We start from the raw sequence: 19753 nt of genomic DNA on the forward strand, positions 1-19753 counted from the left end.
GCGAAACCCGTTGAGCTGGCCCGGATCCCGGTCGACGCGAGCAACGGCGGAGGACTCACCGGACTCGCCCTGTCCCCGACCTACCACGAGGACGAGCTCTTCTACGCCTACATCACGACCGGCAGCGACAACCAGGTCGTGCGGGTGGCCGCGGGCGACCGCCCCAAACCGGTCCTGACCGGCATCCCCAAGGGGTCGAACGGCAACTCCGGCGCCCTGATGGACGACGGCCAGGGCGCGCTGCTGGTCGCCACCGGCAACGCGGGCGACGCGGCGAACGCAGCCGATCCGAAGTCGCTGGCCGGGAAGTTGCTGCGGATCGACGGTTTCGGCAAACCGGCCGCGGGGAACCCCGATCCGAAGACCCCGGTGGTCGTCTCCGGCCTGACCGACCCGGGCGGGCTGTGCGGCACGCCGGGCCTGGGCATGTACTGGGTGACCGACCGCCTGGGCGACCAGGACGCGCTGTTCCAGATGAAGCTCGGCCAGCCGCTGGGCGCCCCGGCGTGGACGTGGGCGGACCGCCCCGGCGTCGCGGGCTGCGCCGCCGACCCGGCGAACGTGGTGGTGGCGCTGCGCGACGCCGCCGCCCTCTACACCCTCAGCCCGGCCCCGGACGGCACGGTCACCGGCCAACCGGCGAAGGTCATGGAGAAGACCTACGGCCGCTTCTCCGCAGCGGCCCTCGCCCCCGACGGCCTGATCTGGCTCGGCACCTCCAACAAGGACGGCGGAGCCCCGATCTCCAGCGACGACCGGGTCCTCCGCCTCGAACCCCCGTCGGGCGGCACCGCGGGCAAGGACTGACGAACCGGCCGGCGGGAGCTGGTGCCGCTGCGGGGTCGTCGCTAGGGTTCCCGGTGCGGCTCGGCGGGGTGCTGGCCGAACTCGACGTGCAGTCAGGAGTTCCCATGTGCACTGCCGGTGGCCGACACCCCGAAGTTCCGGATCCCGCTTCTCGGGACCACAGCCTGCTGATGACCGAGGCCGAGCAGGCCGAGACCACGGCCCGCCTCGTCGACCTCCAGCAGCACTGCGCGGAGCTCCGGCAGTTCGCGGTTCCGGACCCCGCCGCTCAGCGGTACCTCGACGAGCAGGCCGACGAGTTGGACGACCTGATCGCGCAGGCCTGCGATGCGCTGCGGAACGTCGTCACCGTCGAGGAGCGCATCGGACACCTCGACTTCGAACCGTCGGACGACGTCTGACCCGAAGCAGCACGAAGGGCACCCCACCGCCGGAGAACCAGCGGGGAGGTGCCCTTCGCGCGGTGCTTACTGGCCGCAGGCCGCGAGGACGAGTTCGCGGACCCGCTTCGCGTCCGCCTGCCCCTTCGTGGCCTTCATGACCGCGCCGACGATCGCGCCCGCGGCCTGGACCTTGCCGCCGCGGATCTTGTCCGCGATGTCCGGCTGGGCCGCCAGCGCCTCGTCGATCGCCGTCTGCAGCGCGGAGTCGTCGGAGACGACCTCCAGGCCCCGGGCCGCCACGACCTCGTCCGGCTCGCCCTCGCCGGCGAGCACGCCGTCGACGACCTGCCGGGCCAGCTTGTTGGTCAGCTTGCCCTCGGCGACCAGCGCGATCACCCGCGCCACCTGCTTCGGGGAGATCTCCAGGTCCGCCAGCTCAACACCGCGGGTGTTGGCCTGCTGCGCGAGGTAGGCGACCCACCAGGAGCGGGCGTCGCCCGGCTGCGCACCGACCTCGACGGTCTCCGCGATCAGCTCCAGCGCCCCGGCGTTGACCAGGTCGCGCAGCTCCTCGTCGGACAGGCCCCACTCCTCCTTGGCGCGCTTGCGGCGCTCCCAGGGCAGTTCCGGCAGGGTCTTGGACAGCTCCTCGACCCACTCGCGGGACGGCGCGATCGGCACCAGGTCCGGCTCCGGGAAGTACCGGTAGTCCTCGGAGGTCTCCTTCTTGCGCCCCGCCGAGGTGCTGCCGGTGGACTCGTCGAAGTGCCGGGTCTCCTGCAGGATCTCGCCGCCACCGGTCAGCACCGCGGCGTGCCGCTGCATCTCGAACCGGACCGCGCGCTCGACGCTGCGCAGCGAGTTGACGTTCTTCGTCTCGGTGCGGGTGCCGAACTCCGCCGAGCCCTTCGGCATCAGCGACACGTTCGCGTCGCAGCGCAGCGAGCCCTGGTCCATCCGCACGTCGGAGACGTCCAGCGCGCGCAGCAGGTCCCGCAGCGCCGCGACGTAGGCGCGGGCGACCTCGGGAGCGCGCTCACCGGCACCGGTGATCGGCTTGGTGACGATCTCGATCAGCGGCACGCCCGCGCGGTTGTAGTCCAGCAGCGAGTGGCTCGCACCGTGGATGCGACCGGTGGCACCGCCGACGTGCAGCGACTTGCCGGTGTCCTCCTCCATGTGCGCGCGCTCGATCTCGACGCGGAACGTCTCGCCGTCGTCCAGCACCACGTCCAGGTAGCCGTCGTGCACGATCGGCTCGTCGTACTGCGAGGTCTGGAAGTTCTTCGGCATGTCCGGGTAGAAGTAGTTCTTCCGGGCGAACCGGCACCACTCCGCGACCTCGCAGTTGAGCGCGAGACCGATCCGGATCGCGGCCTCCACGGCCTTGCCGTTGACCACCGGCAGCGCACCCGGCAGGCCCAGGCACACCGGGCACACCTGGGTGTTCGGCTCCGCGCCGAAGGCGTTGGCGCAGCCGCAGAACATCTTCGTGTTCGTCGACAGCTCGACGTGCACCTCGAGGCCCAGCACCGGGTCGAACCGGGCCAGGACCTCGTCGTAGTCCATGATCTCGGCGACAGCGGTCACTTGTCGTCCTCCCCCTTGCGCAGCGCCCGCACGGCCAGCGCGGTGCCGGTGACCAGCCCGGCGGCGGTGATGATCGCGTCCGCCAGCTCGAGCTTGTCCTTGTTCTCCCGCGCCGCGCGGATGCTCGCCCGCAGCCCGAACGCGGCGGAGAGCACCGACGCGAGCTGGAAAGCCGCCTTCATCTTCGGGTTCACACCGTCACCTCCAGCTCGGGCACGCGGAGCGCACCGCGCGCGGTCTCGTACGCAGCACCGACCCGGTAGAGCCGGTCGTCGGACATCGCCGGGGCCATGATCTGCAGACCCACCGGCAGACCGTCCTCATCGGACAGTCCGCAGGGGACGCTCATCGCGGCGTTGCCGGCCAGGTTCGACGGGATCGTGCACAGGTCGGCGAGGTACATCGCCATCGGGTCGTCGACCCGCTCGCCGATCGGGAACGCGGTGGTCGGGGTCGTCGGCGAGACCAGCACGTCGACCTGCGCGAACGCGGCGTCGAAGTCGCGGGTGATCAGCGTCCGCACCTTCTGCGCCTGCCCGTAGTAGGCGTCGTAGTAGCCCGAGGACAGCGCGTAGGTGCCGAGCATGATGCGCCGCTTGACCTCCGGGCCGAAACCGGCCTCGCGGGTCAGCGACATGACCTCCTCGGCGCTGCGCTCGCCGTCGTCGCCGACGCGCAGGCCGTAGCGCATCGCGTCGAAGCGGGCCAGGTTCGAGGAGCACTCGCTCGGCGCGATCAGGTAGTACGCCGGCAGCGCGTAGTCGAAGTTCGGGCAGGAGACCTCGACGACCTCGGCGCCCAGCGCGGACAGCTGCTTCACCGCGGCGTCGAAAGCCCGCTGCACGCCCGGCTGGTAGCCGTCACCGGAGAACTCGCGGACCACGCCGACGCGCACGCCCTTGAGGTCGCCCTTCGCGCCTTCCTTCGCCGCGGCCACGACCTGCGGCACCGGCTGCGCGATCGAGGTGGAGTCCATCGGGTCGTGCCCGGCGATCACCTCGTGCAGCAGCGCGGCGTCGAGCACCGTGCGCGCGCACGGACCCGGCTGGTCCAGCGACGAGGAGAACGCGACCAGGCCGTAGCGGGACACCCCGCCGTAGGTGGGCTTCACGCCGACCGTGCCGGTCACCGCGCCCGGCTGGCGGATGGAGCCACCGGTGTCGGTGCCGATGGCCAGCGGCGTCTCGAACGCGGCCAGCGCCGCCGAGGAACCGCCACCGGAACCGCCCGGGATCCGGTTGAGGTCCCACGGGTTGCGGGTCGGGCCGTAGGCCGAGTTCTCCGTCGACGAGCCCATCGCGAACTCGTCCATGTTGGTCTTGCCGAGGATGACCACGCCGGCCTCGCGCAGGCGCTTGGTCACCGTGGCGTCGTACGGCGGAACCCAGCCCTCCAGCATCTTGGAGCCGCAGGTGGTGGGCATGTCGGTCGTGGTGAGGACGTCCTTGAGCGCGAGCGGCACACCGGCCAGCGGCGAAGCCGCCTTGCCCGCGGAGCGGTCCTCGTCGGCGCTGCGCGCGGCGGCGAGCGCGCCGTCGCCGTTCACGTGCAGGAAAGCGTGCACGGCGGAGTCGACGGCGGAGATCCGGTCCAAGTGCGCCTGAGTCACCTCGACCGACGAGACCTCACCCGCCTCCAGCTTCGCGGCGAGCTCGGACGCGGTCAGCCCGGTCAGGCTGCCGCCAGATGCGGTCGTCATCAGGCCTCCTCGGTGAGAATCCGCGGCACGCGGAACCGGTCCTCTTCAGCGGCGGGCGCGGCAGCGAGCGCCTGCTCGCGCGTCAAGCCCGGCCGCACTTCGTCCTCGCGGAAGACGTTGGTCACCGGCACGGCGTGGGAGGTCGGCGGGATGTCGTCCGCAGCGACCTCGCCCACCTTCGCCACCGAGTCGAGGATCTGGTCCAGCTGGCCGGCGAAGGTGTCGAGCTCGGCCTCGGTGACGGCCAGCCGCGCCAGGCCGGCGAGGTGCGCGACCTCGTCGCGGGAGATCTTGGACACTGCGAAGCTCCCTGGTCATGTCCGGTTTCACGGGTACCGCCCAGTCTATTGACCGGTCGGCTGGCGGGTTCCGCGGGGAGTGGCGACGGACTTGCGAGCGGCGGTGGCCGCTCCTGGCACCGCCGCCGCTCACGACTCCGGTTTCACTGCGCGGACGGCGGTATCACCAGGAGCGACCGGCGTCTGCCACAATTTCAAAGGCCAGTTCCTCGTGCGAGGAGCCGCTGGAGTGCGGCCTCGTGCGCCTTGGAGCAGCGCGACCGGCGAGGTGTCGCGCACGAAACTGGAGGCGTTGAGTCCGGTGTCCTTCCTCATCCGGGTGCAGATTCCGGACCGACCGGGCAACCTCGGTTCGGTGGCGACCGCGCTCGGCGAGATCGGGGCCGACATCCTCAGCGTCGACGTCGTCGAGCGAGCGGGCGGCGTGGCGATCGACGACCTGGTGGTGGAGCTGCCCTCCGGGCGCCTGCCGGACGTGCTGATCACCGCGGCCGAATCCGTCGAAGGCGTCAGCGTCGACGCGGTCCGCCCCTACGCGGGCGTGCTGGACACCCACCGCGAGCTCGAGCTGGTCGAGGAGATCGCCGCCGAGCCGGGTCGTGGCCTGCAGATCTTCGCCGAAGGAGTCCCCAAGATCATCCGATCGGGTTGGGCGATCGTCTTCGGGCACCGCTCCGGCGGCGCGGAGCAGCTGGCGGCGAGCACCTCGGCCCCGCAGGAGGGCTACCTGGAGCTGCCGTGGCTGCCGCTGCCGCGCGCGACGATCCTCGACGGCGACGACAGCTGGGTCCCGGAGACCTGGCAGGAGCTGGGCACCGAGCTGGCCGCGACCCCGATCGGCAAGCCGGACCGGGTCCTGCTGGCCGGCCGCCCCGGCGGCCCGATGTTCCGCGCCGCGGAGCTCGCCCGCCTCGCCCACCTCGCAGGCATCGTCTCCGTCGTCCTCGACGGCTGAGTTTCCGCTGGTCACGACCCGTGAGTCTTTTGGGGTGCTATAGCAACCCAAAGTGCTCACGGCACTTGACCAGCGGAAACGTCGACCCTCACAGGTCCAGGGCGTAGGCCAGGAGGTTGACGCTCGGAGCCGGGGACCAGTCGCGTTCCGGGCAGCGCTCGAAGCCGAGGCTCTCGTAGAGGCGCCGGGCCGGTTCCGAGGTGTCCTTCACGCAGAGCACCACGCGCTTCGCGTCGTGCTCGCGGGCCCGGTCGATCACCGCCCGCACCAGGGCGCGGCCGACACCGTTGCCCGCGGCCTCCGGCACCACCGCCAGCATGCGGAACTCCAGCTCACCGGGCTGGGAGATCTCGGCGTAGGCGGTACCGGGCTGGACCACGGTGACCGTGCCGAGCGGCCGGTCGCCGGCCAGGGCGATCAGCAGCTCGCCGTGCTCCGCGCGGTCGGCGGCGTCGCGCAGCACCGAGGCGTAGTCGACGTCTGCGGGCAGGCTGCCCGCCTCGGCGTAGGCGCGGACGGCGATCTCACCGATCACCTCGTAGTCGGTGGGCAGGGCCACCCGGATCGTCGTCATGACCCCGATCCTGCCAACGCGCACCGACAGCGCACGGTCACTCCTCGGCCGGCAGCGCGGCCTCCGCGGCGGCCTCCGGGCCGTCGTCGAGCAGCACGCGGAACCCGTCCTCGTCCAGCACCGGCACCTTGAGCTGCATCGCCTTGTCGTACTTCGAGCCCGGCGCGTCACCGACGACCACGAACGCGGTCTTCTTCGACACCGATCCGGCCGCACGACCACCGCGGGCCATGATCAGCTCCTTCGCCTCGTCCCGGGAGAAGGTCTGCAGGGTGCCGGTGACCACGATCGACATGCCCTCGAGGGTGCGCGGGATCGACTCGTCGCGCTCGTCGGCCATCCGCACCCCGGCGGCCCGCCACTTGCGCACGATCTCCTGGTGCCAGTCCACCGCGAACCACTCGCGCACCGCGGTGGCGATGGTCGGGCCGACCCCGTCGGCGGCCGCCAGCTCCTCCTCGGAGGCCTCCTCGATCCGCTCCAGCGAACCGAACTCGCGGGCCAGCGCCTGCGCCGCGGTCGGGCCGACGTGCCGGATGGACAGCCCCACCAGCACCCGCCACAGCGGCTTCTCCTTGGCCACCTCGAGGTTGGCCAGCAGCTTGGCGCCGTTGGCGGAGAGGTTGCCCTCCTTGGTGGTGAACAGCGGGGTCTTGAGCAGCTTCGGCTCGTCGAGGTCGAACAGGTCGCCCTCGTCCTCGATCACCCCGGCGGTCAACAGCGCGCCCGCCGCCTCGTAGCCGAGCGCGTCGATGTCCAGCACCTTGCGGCTGGCCAGGTAGAACAGCCGCTCGCGCTGCTGCCCGGGGCAGCCCCGGGCGTTCGGGCAGCGCAGGTCGACGTCGCCCTCCTTCTGCTGCGCCAGCGGCCACCCGCAGCTCGGGCAGGTCGCGGGCATCGTGAACTCCCGCTCGTCGCCGGTGCGCACGTCGACCACCGGACCGAGCACCTCGGGGATCACGTCGCCGGCCTTGCGGATGACCACCCGGTCACCGATCAGCACGCCCTTGCGGCGCACCTCGTCGCCGTTGTGCAGGGTGGCCATCGACACCGTGGACCCGGCGACCTTGACCGGCTCCATCACCGCGAACGGGGTGACCCGGCCGGTGCGCCCGACGTCGACCTGGATGTCCAGCAGCTTCGTGGTGGCCTGCTCGGGCGGGTACTTGTAGGCGATGGCCCAGCGCGGGGCGCGGGAGGTGGTGCCGAGGCGGCGCTGCAGCGGCACCTCGTCGACCTTGATCACCATGCCGTCGATCTCGTGCTCGGCGGAGTCGCGGTGCTTGCCCCAGTGCTCGATGTGCTTGATCAGCTCGTCCACAGTGGACAGCACGACGGTGTGCCGGGACACCGGCAGGCCCCACGCCTTGAGCGCCGCGTAGGACTCCGACTGCCGCTCCGGCTCGAAGCCCTCGCGCTTGCCCAGGCCGTGGCAGATCAGCCGCAGCGGCCGGGTCCGGGTGATCCGCGGGTCCTTCTGCCGCAGCGAACCGGCGGCGGCGTTGCGCGGGTTGGCGAACGGCGGCTTGCCCGCCTCCACCAGACCGGCGTTGAGCTCGGCGAACTCGTCGACGCGGAAGAACACCTCGCCGCGCACCTCGACCAGCCCCGGCACCGGGTACTCGTCGGTGCCGGTCAGCTGCTCGGGCACGTCGGCCATGGTGCGCACGTTGAGCGTGACGTCCTCGCCGGTGCGGCCGTCACCGCGGGTCAGCGCCCGCTCCAGCCGGCCGTCCCGGTACAGCAGGTTGATCGCCAGGCCGTCGATCTTCAGCTCGCACAGGTACTGCGCGCTGCTGCCGACCTCGCGCTCCACGCGGTCGACCCAGGCCTGCAGCTCCTCGGTGCTGAACGCGTTGTCGAGGCTCAGCATCCGCTCGAGGTGCGCGACCGGGGTGAACTCGGTGGAGAAGGTGCCGCCGACGACCTGCGTCGGCGAGTCGGGTGCCTGCAAGGCCGGGTGCTCGGCCTCGAGCCGCTGCAGCTGCCCGAACAGCTCGTCGAACTCACCGTCGGAGATGGTCGGCGCGTCGAGCACGTAGTAGCGGAACTGGTGGCCGCGGACTTCTTCGGCGAGTTCCGCGTAGTGCTCGCGCACGTCGGCGGGCACGTCCTCGACGCCCTCGGCCGCGCGATCGGCAGCGGGGTCTGTCGGCACGTTCTCCTCGGCGCCGTTGTCCGGGTTGCGGTCGTCCACGTCCTTGCTGGTCACGCACCGAGACTAACGAGCGCCCCCGACAACGGCACGCAGCGGCTCGCCGACCGCCCCTCCCCGCCGGAGGTGTCGATTTCGCACGAAATCGACCGCCACCCGGGTGAACGCCGATTTCGGGCGAAATCGACCACCCGGGGGCCCTCAGGACTCCGAGGCGGTGCGATCGAGGTCCTGGACGAGCTCGCGGAGCTCCAGGAGGCCGATCGTGCCCTCCGGCTGGTTCTCGGCGGTCTCCACGCGGCCGAGCCGGTCGGCCGCCAGCCGCTCGCCGAGGGTGGCGTCCAGCGGCAGGAAGGTCAGCGCCTTGCGCTTCTTGTCCTCCATGGCCTGGAAGCCGGGGTGGTAGACGGCCACGTCGACCACGCCTTCGGCCTCGTCGACCTGCGCGACGACCCGCACGTCGGCCAGCTGGTACTTCTCCTCGCCCAGGTTGACCGTGACCTCGGTCGGGTCCGGCACCGGGGGCACCGAGTCGTGGTACTCCCACAGCGTGTCCGCTGCCGGGGCGGCCGCGATCGGGTAGGGGTTGATCGACGGCCACTTCGTGGTGGGCTGGCCGAACAGGTTCTGCCAGGTGTCCCAGCTCATGGTGGCGAGCACGTCCACGCCGTAGACGTGCACCGGCCCGGGCTGCTTGCCCGCGGTGAGCTTGTTCGCCGCCGAAGTCGTGTCCCGGTCACCGGTTTCGGCCTGCCAGCCGTAGTTCACGCCGAGTTCGCCCACCCCGAACAGCAGCGAACCGCCCGCTTCACCAGCGGCGCTGGAGGACTTGCCGTGCTGCGTGGACCGATCACCGGTGGTGCTCGGCTGCCACGAGAGGTCGTTGCGGACGTCGACGTGCTTGGGGTTGAACGCCTCGAACTCGATGGTGCCGACCCCGGCCCGGTCGAACAGCAAGCCCCGTTCCAGGCCGTCGGTGCGCCGCTGCCCGCCGGTGAACATCGACTGCTGCGCCGGGTCGAACCAGGCGTGCAGCAGGTCCGTCGGGTTCTTGGGGGCGCTGCTGCCGGGCGGGCGGAACCGCAGCCCGGACTTGCCGACGACTTCCGCCTGCAACTTCTGGAACTTCTCGTTGAGCAGCGAGAACTGGTCGGTCGCCGAGATGACCGCGCCGTCGAGCCGGATCGGGTCGCGCAGCGGATTGCTCGCCAGGTGCTGCTTCAGGGCGTCGCCGTGCAGCGGCTCGCCGGGGCGCAGCTGCGCTTGCAGGTCGATCAGGAACTTCGGCACCAGGTGCGTGGTGGTCGCCTGGACCGACACGTCGCCGAGGTCGCTGCGGACCGAGCGCTTGCCGAGCTCGGACAGGTCGGTGGGTCGGTGCACGCTCGCCCACCGGTCGCCGAGACCGCGGTGCAGCGCTTCCTCGACGTGCGCGTTGAAGGTGATCTCGCGGTGGACGCGGCTGGCCGGGCCGGCGTACTTGTGCTTGTCCTCCTGGCCCGAACCGCTCAGGTGGCTGCTGTTCTTGCCGAACTCCCCCTTGCCCTGCGCGCCCGCTGCGCCGCCGACGTACATGGCGCGCTGCATCCCGTCGCTCGCGAGCCGCTTGCGGGCGTAGGCGGCCAGGTTTCCGCTGATGCTGAAGGCGTTCTTGCCGCGCATCCGCCAGCTCGTCCCGCCGGAGCGGGTTCCGGTCAGCACGGCCTGGTCCACGTGCTGCTCGCCGACCACCTTGCCCAGCACGCCGTCGACGGTGATGGTGAAGGTCCGGTCGCCGACCTGCACGGTCACCTTGTGCGGCGCGGCGGGCAGGTCGTCGTAGTGGTGGGCGATGTCGTGGTACTTCGCAGCCAGGTCGAACGGGTTGAGCCCCTTGAGCTGCCGGTCGATGCTGCCGCGGGTCTTGGCGTCGAGCTCGACCCCAGCGCCGCGCAACCGCTCGTGCAAGAACTGGCGCACCCCGTCGAAGAGCTTGGACGCGTTCTCGATGTGCGTCAGATCGGTCAGCAGGCCGTTCTCCGCGGCCGACTGCAAGTCCGCGGCCCGCTGCGGGTCGAGGTCGGCTGCGGTGATCACCGGCTGCTCGACGTGCGCGTCGTCGAGCGCGGAGTCGAGCAGGTCGCGGAACTCCTGCGCCTTGGCCTGCTCCACCACCACGTAGTGCGCCGCACCGTCGACGTTGCCCAGGTCCTGGAAGTCGAGGGCCTTGCCGCCGTACTTCTGCGACTCCAGCTCCAGCTTCAGGCTGGTGTCCAGTTCGAAGGCCACCACGGGGCCGTCGACCCGGGCCTTCTGCTTGAGCCCCCAGGACTCCTTGCCGGTGCTGGTCTCCTTGTACGACGGCCCGGCGTAGACCTGCAGGTTCGGCCCCAGCTGCACGTCACCGCCGAGCCCGTCCAGGTAGCGGGCCCGCAGTCCGGCTTCGAAGGCCGTGGGCACGCTGCTCTCCTGCAGGTTCTCGAAGCCCTGCCGGTGGTCGGTTCCGGTCAGCGCGGTGAAGGTGCCGATCTCGCGGTAGTTCTTGAGCTGCGGGCGGACGTGCAGCGACACCTCGGCGGGCTTGGTGCCCGGCTTGATCGACAGCGGCGGCAGCTTGCGGCCGTGCTCGGAGCGGTGGGTGATGGTGACGCCGTGCGCCAAGCCCTGCACCGACGCCTCCTCGAACAGCGCGGGGTTGAGGCTGTCGCCGAGCTTGTTGCGCAGTGCGAGGTCCTGCTTGACGTGGTCCGGGAGCTTGGCGAGGACCTTCTGCACGTCGCCGAGCACCACGGTGTCGACCGCGGCCACCAGCTCGGTCAGCTTGGTCGGCAGCTCGACCGGGGTGTTGTTCGCCGGCGCCTCGCCGCCGGTGGGCAGGTCGGCGCTGCTGACCAGGTTCGCTTCCGGGTAGGCGAGCCGTCCGGTGCCGAGCGCGGCCTGCCCGGTGCGGCCGTCGCCGGTCTCCCAGCGCACGTCGAAGCCGACGTCGAAGGCGTGCTCGGCCGAACCGAGCTTCATCGAGCCGACCACGGTGTTGTAGTGCCGCGCACCGGTTTTGGTGGCGGTCTCCCCACCCAGGTTGAGGGCCGGGACGACGGCGGCCAGGTTGTTGGCCAGCGAGATGAGCCCGCCCAGCACCGTGTTGACCGGTCGGCGGCGCCCGATCTCGGTGCTGCTCTCCCACTTCTGCGCGGTCTCCTGCTTGACCTTCTCCTGGACGTCCAACAGGTCCGGCGAGTTCGGGTCGACCGCGCGGATGTCTCCGACCGGCAGCTTCAGGAACACGTCCAGTTGGCCGGAGGAGCTGGTCAGCTGGAACTGCTTGCCGTTGCCGGCGAGCGCCTGCAGCAGGCCGTGCGGACCCTTGTGGTGGGCGTAGTCGGTGAGCTGCTCGACCAGGTCCGCGGTGGCCGTCGCGTCGTCGAGCCGGACGTGCTCGGCGACCTTGGCGGCGAACTCCGCGGCGTTCTGCTCCCAGCTCTTGCCGTTGGACGGCCCGACCACCTGCCCGTCGAAGGAGAGCAGCACCGCGCTGGGGGAGATCGCGCCCTTGACGGCCAGCGCGTACGGCACCTTCTCCGGCAGCGGCCGCGCCGGGAGCGGCTTGTCCTGGGGATTGCTCGCGGACTGGGCTTGGTCGCCGGGGAGCGGTGGCAGCGCCTTGGTCTCGGTGTGCGAGGTCTGCTCGCCGGATTCGAGCGTCACCTCGGGACGGCGCTTGGGCGGCGCCTTCGGGTCCGAGTGGGTCTTGTCCTCCGGGCTTTCCAGGAGATCGCCGAACTCGTTGACCTTGTCGGCGATCGCCACCCAGGTGTCCACCGCGATCTTCGCGATCACATCGCGGGCCCCGTCGTCGCCCAGCTTCTTCGCGGCCTTCCTGACCTCCTTGACCACGGCGTCGTGCGGACCGGGCAGGCCCTCGCCCGCCGCGGCCTTCTTGAACACGAGATCCGCCACCTTGCCGAGTACTTCGGAGGCGCCGGTGATCCCGTGGTGCACTTCCAGGTAGTGCGCGAGCTGGTCCTTCCAGACCGTCTTGCTCGCGTGGCTCTGGGCGAGCTTGTCCATCAGGTCGTGGACCGTCGCCTTGCCCGGCAGCTTCTTCAGCTTGTCCGCGATCCGGTCGTCGTCGGTGGTCAGCGAGAACTCGGAGTCGAACGCGGAGTCGTCCTTGCCGAACACGTCGTCGGGATCCGCGGCCACGCTGTCGTAGAGGGCCTTCCCCTCTCCTGCACCAGTGCCGAACGTCCAGTCGTGGCCGAGCGGCTCGTGCCCGTACTTGATCTTCAGGAAGGTGTTCGGCTCGGTGAAGTACACGGTGCGCGGGTCGGTCTTCGCCATGGCCTCGCGCACCGCGAGGTCGAGCTCGATGGCCATCCGGGTCGCCGCGTGGTCCCCGGGGCCCCGGTAGGCACCGCTGAACAACTTCAGGGACGACCCGCCGAGGCGATCGGCGGCCGCGTCGAACAGCGGCTCGCCGCCCGGCGTGGTCAGCGACTTCACGTCCCCGTCCCCGATGTGCAGGTACGTCTCGTCGTTGGCCTCCGCGAACTGCTCGACGAACGACTTGCCGTCGTCGTGGCGCAGGACGACCTCGCGGAGCATCCCGTACGGAATGGCCTTCTGGTCGTCGAGGCCCATCGACCCCTGGTGGACCTTCGGGTTCGACCAGGTGAAGGGGAGGATCCGCACGGGGATGTCGAGCGGCTTCTTCGCCCACTCCGCCTTGAACTCCTCGATGGCGCTGTTGAGCGCTGTTTCGTGGCCCCCGTTGGCCTGTCGGTGCTGGTTGAGGCCGATCACCAACCCGAGGTGGTGCTGCCGCTGGTCGCCGGACATCGCGTTGGAGTACTTCTCGGCGAGCGCGTGGAGGCCGCCCTTCAGGTCCGGCGTCGCGAGCACCGTCGCGACGAACCCCACGGGGGACTTCTCCGGTTCCGGGACCGCATCCGGCACCCGGTCCACCGCGTCGCCCAGGAAGTGGACGTAGTGGTTCTTGAGGGCGTCCTTGAAGGTCGCGCTGCCGCTCTTCACCGCGGACGTGTCGAGGCCGTCGCGGGACGGCAGCGGACCGTACTGCGCGCCAGGTGCGGTGGTCTCGTCCTTCTTGCCCTTCTTCGCGGCGGCTTCCGCCCAGTCGTTCTGGTCGAAGTCGGACGAAGTGGTGGTCAGCGGCCGGGGCTGGTGGTCGGGGCTGGTGAGCGGGTGGTCGACCACGTTCACCACCTGGGTGGCGAACGCGTCGATCTTCGCCAGCTCCGCGTCGGTCAGGTCGGCGGACAGGTCCAGGTCGCTCATCAGACCGGGCCCAGCGGACGCGTTGCGCCGGAACAGCGAGTTCGAGTCGCGGTAGGTGTCCGGAAGCCCGACGAAGTGCATGATCTCGTGCACGAACTCCGCGGTGGGTGCTTCGTACACCCAGTTCCGCTGCGTGCTCGACTCCTCGTCCGGATCGCCGTGCCGCACCGCGACCTGGGCGTGCGGGTCCGGCGAGCCGAACTCGACGCGCAGGTGGAACTGGTCTCCGCCCGCGAACCGGTACCGCTTGTTGACCTGCGCTTCGACGGCCTCATGCACCTGCTTCTGGAGATCCGCGAGTTGGGTGGCGGTGATCTCGCCCTGCCCGACCAGGTCGAGCTTGACCGTGAACTCGCGAACCCACTTGCCGGGCGTGACTTCCAGGTGGCGCAGGTCGAAGCGGACCGCGGCCATCGTGCCGTCCAGGAAGCCCTTCCCGTGCCGGTCCTCCCGCCGGCCGCCCCGCCCCGGATCGAAGTGCTCGCTGCGGATCTGGGAGACGGGGGCACCACCCCGCCGGTCCTCCCACTGGGACGGGTCGAGGAAGTGCTGCTCCGCGTCGTCCCCCCGGGCGTTCTGCTGCGAAACCTGCTGGCCGTGGTCCTGCGACTGATCCCAGTGCTCGTCCAGCGGCGGCTCGCCGGCGACGCTGTCCGGCGAAAGGATCGCGCTGAAGTCCAGCTGCGGAACGTAGCCGTTGCCGCGCCTGGTCCGGTGGTCGCCCGTTCCGGTCGACTGCACCTGCGGGTCGCTGGAGCCGGTGGTCACCGCGGTCGGCTTCGGCGAGGTGCCGAGCTGGGCCGACTCGGTCGGCCGCGCGGTCGGGCTGGTGGGCGGCTGCGGAACCGGTTGCGGTGAACCGGAGTTCGGCGGTGCGGCGTTGGGCGTGGGCTGCACCGAGGTGGTCGGAGCGGTGGACGCCTGCGGCCCGGTGGAAGTCTGCTGCGGCGGAGGCGCGGTGCTCTGCGCGGCGGCACCGTGCTGCTGACCGCTCTGCTGGGCAGTCTGCTCGGAGTGCTCCGAGTTGGACGACGACTCGTCGTGCACCTCGAAGTCGTTCGGATCCGGCAGATCCACGTTGTCGTCCAGGTTCTCGGTGGACTTGCCGGTGTCGTTCGAGGTCGAGTTGTCCGTCTGCGATCCAGTGTCGTTCGCGTGGTGCGGATTCGAGGAATCCGCCTGCCCGGCGTCGTCGTTCGAGCTGAACGGGTTGGGGGATTCCGTCTGCACGGCGGTGTTGCCCGGACTGGTCGGGTTCGACGAATCCGCACCGGTGTGGTTCGAATTGCTGGGGCTGCTCAGGTCGTCGGTCTGCGAATCCGAGTGGTTCGAGCCGTGCAGGTCCGGCGACTCCGTCTGAACACCGTTGTTGTTCGGGCTGCTCTGGTTCGACGAGTCCGCGTTCCCGCCGGTGCGGTCCGGGCTGTTCGAACCCGACGGATCAGCATGCCCGCCCGAGTGGTCCGGACTGCTCTGGTTCGACGTGTGCGAGCTGCTGTTGTTCGGACTGGTCGTGTTCGACTGACCGCCGCTGTTGTTCGAGCCGGACGAGTTCGACTGGTTGCCGGCGTGGTTCGAGTTGGTCGAACCGGAGGAATTCGATTGAGCGCCAGCATGGTTCGAGTTGTTCGCGCCCGCCGGGTTCGACACCGAACCGGTGTTGTTCGAGCTGGTCACGGGGGTGTTCGCCGAGGTGTCGGTGCTGTTCGGGAACTCACCGATCTTGTCCGAGTTCGGCGACCACTTCTCGCCGTTCTCGTTCGGGTCGACCAGGGTGCTGGTCTCGCTTTCCGGCGGGGGATTGCCGGCCCCCGAGTTCGGGGCGTCCGCACCCTTGTTGCCGATTCCCGTCAGCGCGTTCTTCAGCTTCTCGTTGAGGGGTTCGCTGATGGTCTTGTCGCCGAGCTCCTCGGCGAAACCCATCACCGCGCCACCGGTGAAGCTGTACCAGTTGACGTCGAAGGAGCCATTCTCGTCGTAGTTCGTCAGGCCCTCGCTGAGCACGCCGTGCGCACCCATGATCGGGCTGCCCAGCGCCGACACCGCGGTCTTCTCCCAGAGGTCCTTCACGGTCGGGTTCGAGAACTTGACCGCGGCCCCGCCCGGCAGCTTGCTGGCCAGCTTGTCGAAGATGCTCTTGCCGAGCGCGTTCGCCCCCATCGACGCGATGCCGCCGAGCGCGCCCGAGATCGCCGCGCCTTTGATCGCCGAGTTGGTCAGGTCGTGGTTCCAGTCCCGGCGGGTGCCCGCGGCCAGCTGCTGCGCCTGGATCGCCGCGTCCAGCGCCACCGCGAACAGCAGCTCCATCGCCAGCGAGATGATGGTGGCGCGCACCATGTTCAGCAGCAGCGTGAGGATCCACTTGGTGACGATCTTGATCGTCGGGATCTTCAGCAGCGACAACCCGGCGCTCGGCACCGCCATCGCGATGGCTATCGCGATCTCGACGGCCATCAGGATCAGCTGCCCGATGGCCTGCCACTTCATGTACTCGACGTCCGCGGCGGTCTCGAACAGGAACTCGCCCATCGCGTCGGCGGCCTGCACCGCCGCCTCGAGCGGTACGACGCCCTTGTCGTTCTTGATGATGAACTGGCGGACGTAGTCCAGGAACGCCTGCTGGGCCTCGCCCTCGAAGTCCTGGTTGATCGCGTTGATGAGCTCCGCGATGTTGCCGTGCAGCGAACCGAGCTTCTCCGCGAGCGCGTGGTACTTGGTGGACAGCTCGCGGAGCTGGTCCTCATCGGCCTCGGGCCACGACGACCCGGTGAGGGCCGCGAACGCGGTCGCGTGTTCCGGCGGAATGTACAGCGACAACGTTCAACACCTCCTCGTCCAGCCGTCGCACCGTCCACATCGGACGGGATCAGTGCCTGCCGCCACCGGAGAACGAACCACCGTCGGTACCCGTCCCGAACTTGTTCGCGATCTCGGTGTTCTGGGCGTCGGCGTCGGCGAACTTCTTGTGGGTCTCCTGGCCCTTCTCCGAGTTGATCCCGAACGCGTCGCCGAGGGAGGTCAGCAGCTCGGTGAGGCTCGGGTTGACCTGGTCGGCCTTCTCCTTGATCTGCTTGGAGGTCTCCTCGTCGTTCCCGGCCGCCGTCTTGACCGCCTGGTCCAGCCCGTTCCAGATGAACAGCGCCTCGCGGATGTCGTCCTCGGCCAGCAGCAACCTGCTGAACCGCTGCTTGAGGTCCTCCGGGATCTGGATCCGCTCAGCCATCGCGCCGCCCCGCGTCCGGGAAGTTCGACGCCTCCTGCTGCGCCTTGAACAGCGGCGCCAGGAACTCGCCCCAGTTCGACCCGCTGTGCAGCGATTCGCGCAGCTCGGCGGCCTCCCCCATGTGCGGCTCAACAGCGGCGTTGACCTGCGCGGTCATGTCCGCCCGCGCTTGGCCGACGACCTTGACGATCGCGTCGGCCAGCTCGGCCTTGGCCATCGACCGGTACCGCTCGTCGTGGAACTCCAGCTTGCTCAAACCCCCGGAGGAATCGACCGTCGCGGACACCATCCGGTCCTTGGACCGCGCAGTCGCCGACCGGGCCCGCAGCTCCTCCTCGAGCTCCTGCATCCGCTGCTGCGTCTCGGTGATCTCCCGCATCGCCTGGTCCAACTGCGCCTGCAGGTTGAAGGGCACTCGACCCACCGCTCCTCCTCACGTCCTCAAGCCGTCCCCGGACCCCGACGTCCGGAAATCCGCAAATTCAATGGAAATCAGACCCGCGATTTCCATTGAAATCGGAGGTCCGATTTCAATGGAATTTGCGGGAGACACCGATCTCCGCAGGTCAGCGGCCGATGGCGCCGCTGAAGCCCTCGTCGGTGTTCCAGGTGTCGGCGTCCTCGGACAGCCAGGTGGTGCGCTGCCGGTCCTTGTTCTGGTCGCCGCCACCAGCACCACCCGCCATCGGCGGCGGCATCATCGGTTGCTGACCACCCGCGCCGCCCTTGCCGCCCTTGAAGCTGCTCTCGGTGGCGGGGTTGGTGGGCTTGCGCAGCGCATCGTCCAACGCCGAGGAGTTCACAGTGGACCGCCGCGTCGGATCGTTGATCTCCGCGGAGCCGAAGCCACCGCGCTTGTTGGTCTCCAGCCCGGGCGGGTTGTACGACGAGAACTTGTTGCCGGAGGTGTGCAGGTCCGGCGGCAGGGTCATCTTGCCCAGGGGCGGGTAGAAGCTGCTGTTCGACGAGTTCGGGTGGTAGATCGAGTTCGGCGGGACCTTGACCACGTTGCCGTGTGAATCGCGCAGCTGGGTCCCGTCGGGGGTGGTGACGGTTCCATCCGGGTTCACCACCGATCCCGGCGGGAAGTCCGGCTGGATCGACGATCCCGGCGGCACCTTGACCAGGTTGCCGTTGGCGTCGCGCAGCTGGGTCCCGTCCGCGTTGGTGACGGTTCCGTCCGGGTTGATCTTCGCGCCGGGCGGCAGGTTGAGCGGCGAGCCGTCCGGCTTCGTCAGCAGCTTGCCGTCCGGCCCCACCACGCCGCTCCCGCCGCCGCTGTTGGGGAACAGGTTGTTCATCCCGTTCGGCGTGAACTGCGACGGGTTGAACGTGGTGACCGGCGGCGGTGGCGGTGGCGTTTGCCCGCCGCCGTGGTTGTTCGGATCGGTCAGGCTGCCCTTGCCGCCGTTGGCGTCGTCCTGCCCGTCGAGGTCGGTGTCCGGTGCATCGAAGTCCTGGCCGTCCGAGTTCTCATCCGTGGGCGGTACGTCGACGTTCTGATCGCCCGAGTTCTCATCCGTGGGCGGCACGTCGACGTTCTGATCACCCGAGTTCTCATCCGTGGGCGGCACGTCGACGTTCTGATCACCCGAGTTCTCATCCGTGGGCGGCACATCGGTGTTCGTGTCGGTCGGCGGCACATCGGTGTTCGTGTCGGTCGGCGGCACATCGGTGTTCGTGTCGGTCGGCGGGATGTCGACGTTCTGGTCGGCGCCGGAACCGCCGCCGTTCCCGTTGCCACCACCGGGCGGCTGGTCACCACCGCCAGCGCCGACCGGGCCGAACTTCGGCTGCTGCGGCATGTTGTTCTTGGTCGACTGGTACTCGCTCTGGACGTCGTTGAAGGTGCTGTCGGTGCCGGGGTCCAGCTTGGCCGCGAAGTAGTTCAGCCACTCCTGCTTGGCCTCCTTGTCGAGGTTCTCCTTCAGCGCTGCGCCGTCCCTCGCATCGCCCAGGCCGAAGTCGACGTCCTTGACGTCCCAGGAACCGTTTTGCTGGTTGTAGCCGATGTTCACCGACAGCTGGTACTTGTTCAGCGCGGCAGCGACGGCGTGCGCCGGGTTCGAGAGGTTGGCTTCCTCCCCACCCGGTTTTCCCACCGGATCGGCGTAGTTCTTGTTGTTGTTCCAGCCCGTCCAGGCATCCGCGTTGCCGACCGCGCTCCCGTTGCGCCAGTCGATGAACTTGTCGAGCAGCTGGTTGAGCTCGGTGCCCAGCTTGGTCCCGGATTCGCGCAACTGGCCGACCAGCACGGAGTCGGAGATCTCGGCGCTGAACGCACCGATCTGCTTGCTGAGGCTCTGCAGGACGTTCTGCACCGCCGTCGCCGTGGCCCCTTCCAGCTCACCGCCGGATTCGATCTGCTTCGCCCAGCTGGCGACGTCGTCGCGCTTCCGGTCGAGGAAGTCGCGGGCACCTTCCAGGGTGTCGGCCAGCTCCCCGAAGCTCGGTTGCCGGGTGACCGAGTTCGCCCCGCCTCGCACCAGCGGGTCCAGCCACTGCTCACCGAGGCTGAACAGCTGCTGGAGGGTGTAGTTGTCCCTGAGCAGGCCCCAGTTCAGCTTCACCCAGATCTGGACGGTCAGGGTGGAGCTCTGGCCGTTGTTGGTGACGGTGGTGGTGCCACCGCGCACGACGTCCCAGCTCGGGCTGACACCGCCCACCGAGATCCCGGCGTCTTCGATCCACGAAGGGGAGCCGGGGCCCGCGAGGTCGTTGCGATCGCGGATCGGCTGATCCGATGGAAGTACGCTGTTCACCGCTTGTTCCCAGGCGCCTGCCACGCCGT

The 19753-nt window shown here is 69.7% G+C and carries 13 protein-coding genes; 3 read left to right on the top strand and 10 right to left on the bottom strand.

The window, feature by feature from the left end; genetic code table 11:
* The coding region (locus ABTZ89_RS09795) for a PQQ-dependent sugar dehydrogenase (protein WP_351042376.1) at window positions 1-807 on the top strand (807 nt) is incomplete at its 5' end.
* A 104-nt stretch (window positions 808-911) separates the two neighbouring features.
* Complete coding sequence (locus ABTZ89_RS09800; protein WP_351042379.1) at window positions 912-1208, top strand: hypothetical protein; 297 nt, start codon at window positions 912-914, stop codon at window positions 1206-1208.
* A gap of 66 nt (window positions 1209-1274) precedes the next feature.
* Here ABTZ89_RS09800 and gatB read toward each other — a convergent pair whose 3' ends face one another.
* The 4 genes from gatB to gatC are packed head-to-tail and all read right to left on the bottom strand — an operon-like array spanning window position 1275 to window position 4778.
* Window positions 1275-2780, bottom strand: coding sequence for an Asp-tRNA(Asn)/Glu-tRNA(Gln) amidotransferase subunit GatB (gene gatB / locus ABTZ89_RS09805; RefSeq protein ID WP_351042382.1), 1506 nt, complete (start codon window positions 2778-2780; stop codon window positions 1275-1277).
* On the bottom strand, window positions 2777-2974 hold the full coding sequence (locus ABTZ89_RS09810; protein ID WP_270951096.1) for a hypothetical protein: 198 nt from the start codon (window positions 2972-2974) through the stop codon (window positions 2777-2779). Before ABTZ89_RS09810 ends, gatB begins: the two co-directional genes overlap by 4 nt.
* Complete coding sequence (gene gatA, locus ABTZ89_RS09815; RefSeq protein WP_351042385.1) at window positions 2971-4479, bottom strand: Asp-tRNA(Asn)/Glu-tRNA(Gln) amidotransferase subunit GatA; 1509 nt, start codon at window positions 4477-4479, stop codon at window positions 2971-2973. Before gatA ends, ABTZ89_RS09810 begins: the two co-directional genes overlap by 4 nt.
* Complete coding sequence (gene gatC / locus ABTZ89_RS09820) at window positions 4479-4778, bottom strand: Asp-tRNA(Asn)/Glu-tRNA(Gln) amidotransferase subunit GatC (protein WP_270951093.1); 300 nt, start codon at window positions 4776-4778, stop codon at window positions 4479-4481. Before gatC ends, gatA begins: the two co-directional genes overlap by 1 nt.
* A gap of 301 nt (window positions 4779-5079) precedes the next feature.
* On the opposite strand from gatC, the gene ABTZ89_RS09825 reads away from it, so the two are divergent.
* Complete coding sequence (locus ABTZ89_RS09825; protein ID WP_270951139.1) at window positions 5080-5733, top strand: ACT domain-containing protein; 654 nt, start codon at window positions 5080-5082, stop codon at window positions 5731-5733.
* 88 nt (window positions 5734-5821) lie between these two features.
* On the opposite strand, the gene ABTZ89_RS09830 is transcribed toward ABTZ89_RS09825, so the two are convergent.
* The 6 genes from ABTZ89_RS09830 to ABTZ89_RS09855 form a co-directional block, all read right to left on the bottom strand.
* A complete protein-coding gene (locus tag ABTZ89_RS09830; RefSeq protein ID WP_351042389.1) occupies window positions 5822-6307 on the bottom strand; it encodes a GNAT family N-acetyltransferase in 486 nt (161 codons plus the stop codon).
* A 37-nt stretch (window positions 6308-6344) separates the two neighbouring features.
* On the bottom strand, window positions 6345-8465 hold the full coding sequence (gene ligA / locus ABTZ89_RS09835) for an NAD-dependent DNA ligase LigA (protein ID WP_270951138.1): 2121 nt from the start codon (window positions 8463-8465) through the stop codon (window positions 6345-6347).
* A 198-nt stretch (window positions 8466-8663) separates the two neighbouring features.
* Complete coding sequence (locus ABTZ89_RS09840) at window positions 8664-16556, bottom strand: WXG100-like domain-containing protein (RefSeq protein WP_351042421.1); 7893 nt, start codon at window positions 16554-16556, stop codon at window positions 8664-8666.
* A 49-nt stretch (window positions 16557-16605) separates the two neighbouring features.
* On the bottom strand, window positions 16606-16962 hold the full coding sequence (locus ABTZ89_RS09845) for a hypothetical protein (protein WP_351042392.1): 357 nt from the start codon (window positions 16960-16962) through the stop codon (window positions 16606-16608).
* Window positions 16955-17386, bottom strand: a complete 432-nt coding sequence (locus ABTZ89_RS09850) for a YbaB/EbfC family nucleoid-associated protein (protein WP_270950606.1) — start codon at window positions 17384-17386, stop codon at window positions 16955-16957. The genes ABTZ89_RS09845 and ABTZ89_RS09850 overlap by 8 nt, the downstream gene beginning before the upstream one ends.
* Window positions 17387-17528: 142 nt before the next feature.
* Window positions 17529-19748, bottom strand: a complete 2220-nt coding sequence (locus ABTZ89_RS09855; protein WP_351042395.1) for a hypothetical protein — start codon at window positions 19746-19748, stop codon at window positions 17529-17531.
* Window positions 19749-19753 lie beyond the last annotated feature (5 nt).

It is taken from the genome of Saccharopolyspora sp. NPDC002686 (assembly GCF_040295745.1).
Classification (GTDB): Bacteria; Actinomycetota; Actinomycetes; order Mycobacteriales; family Pseudonocardiaceae; genus Saccharopolyspora; species Saccharopolyspora oryzae.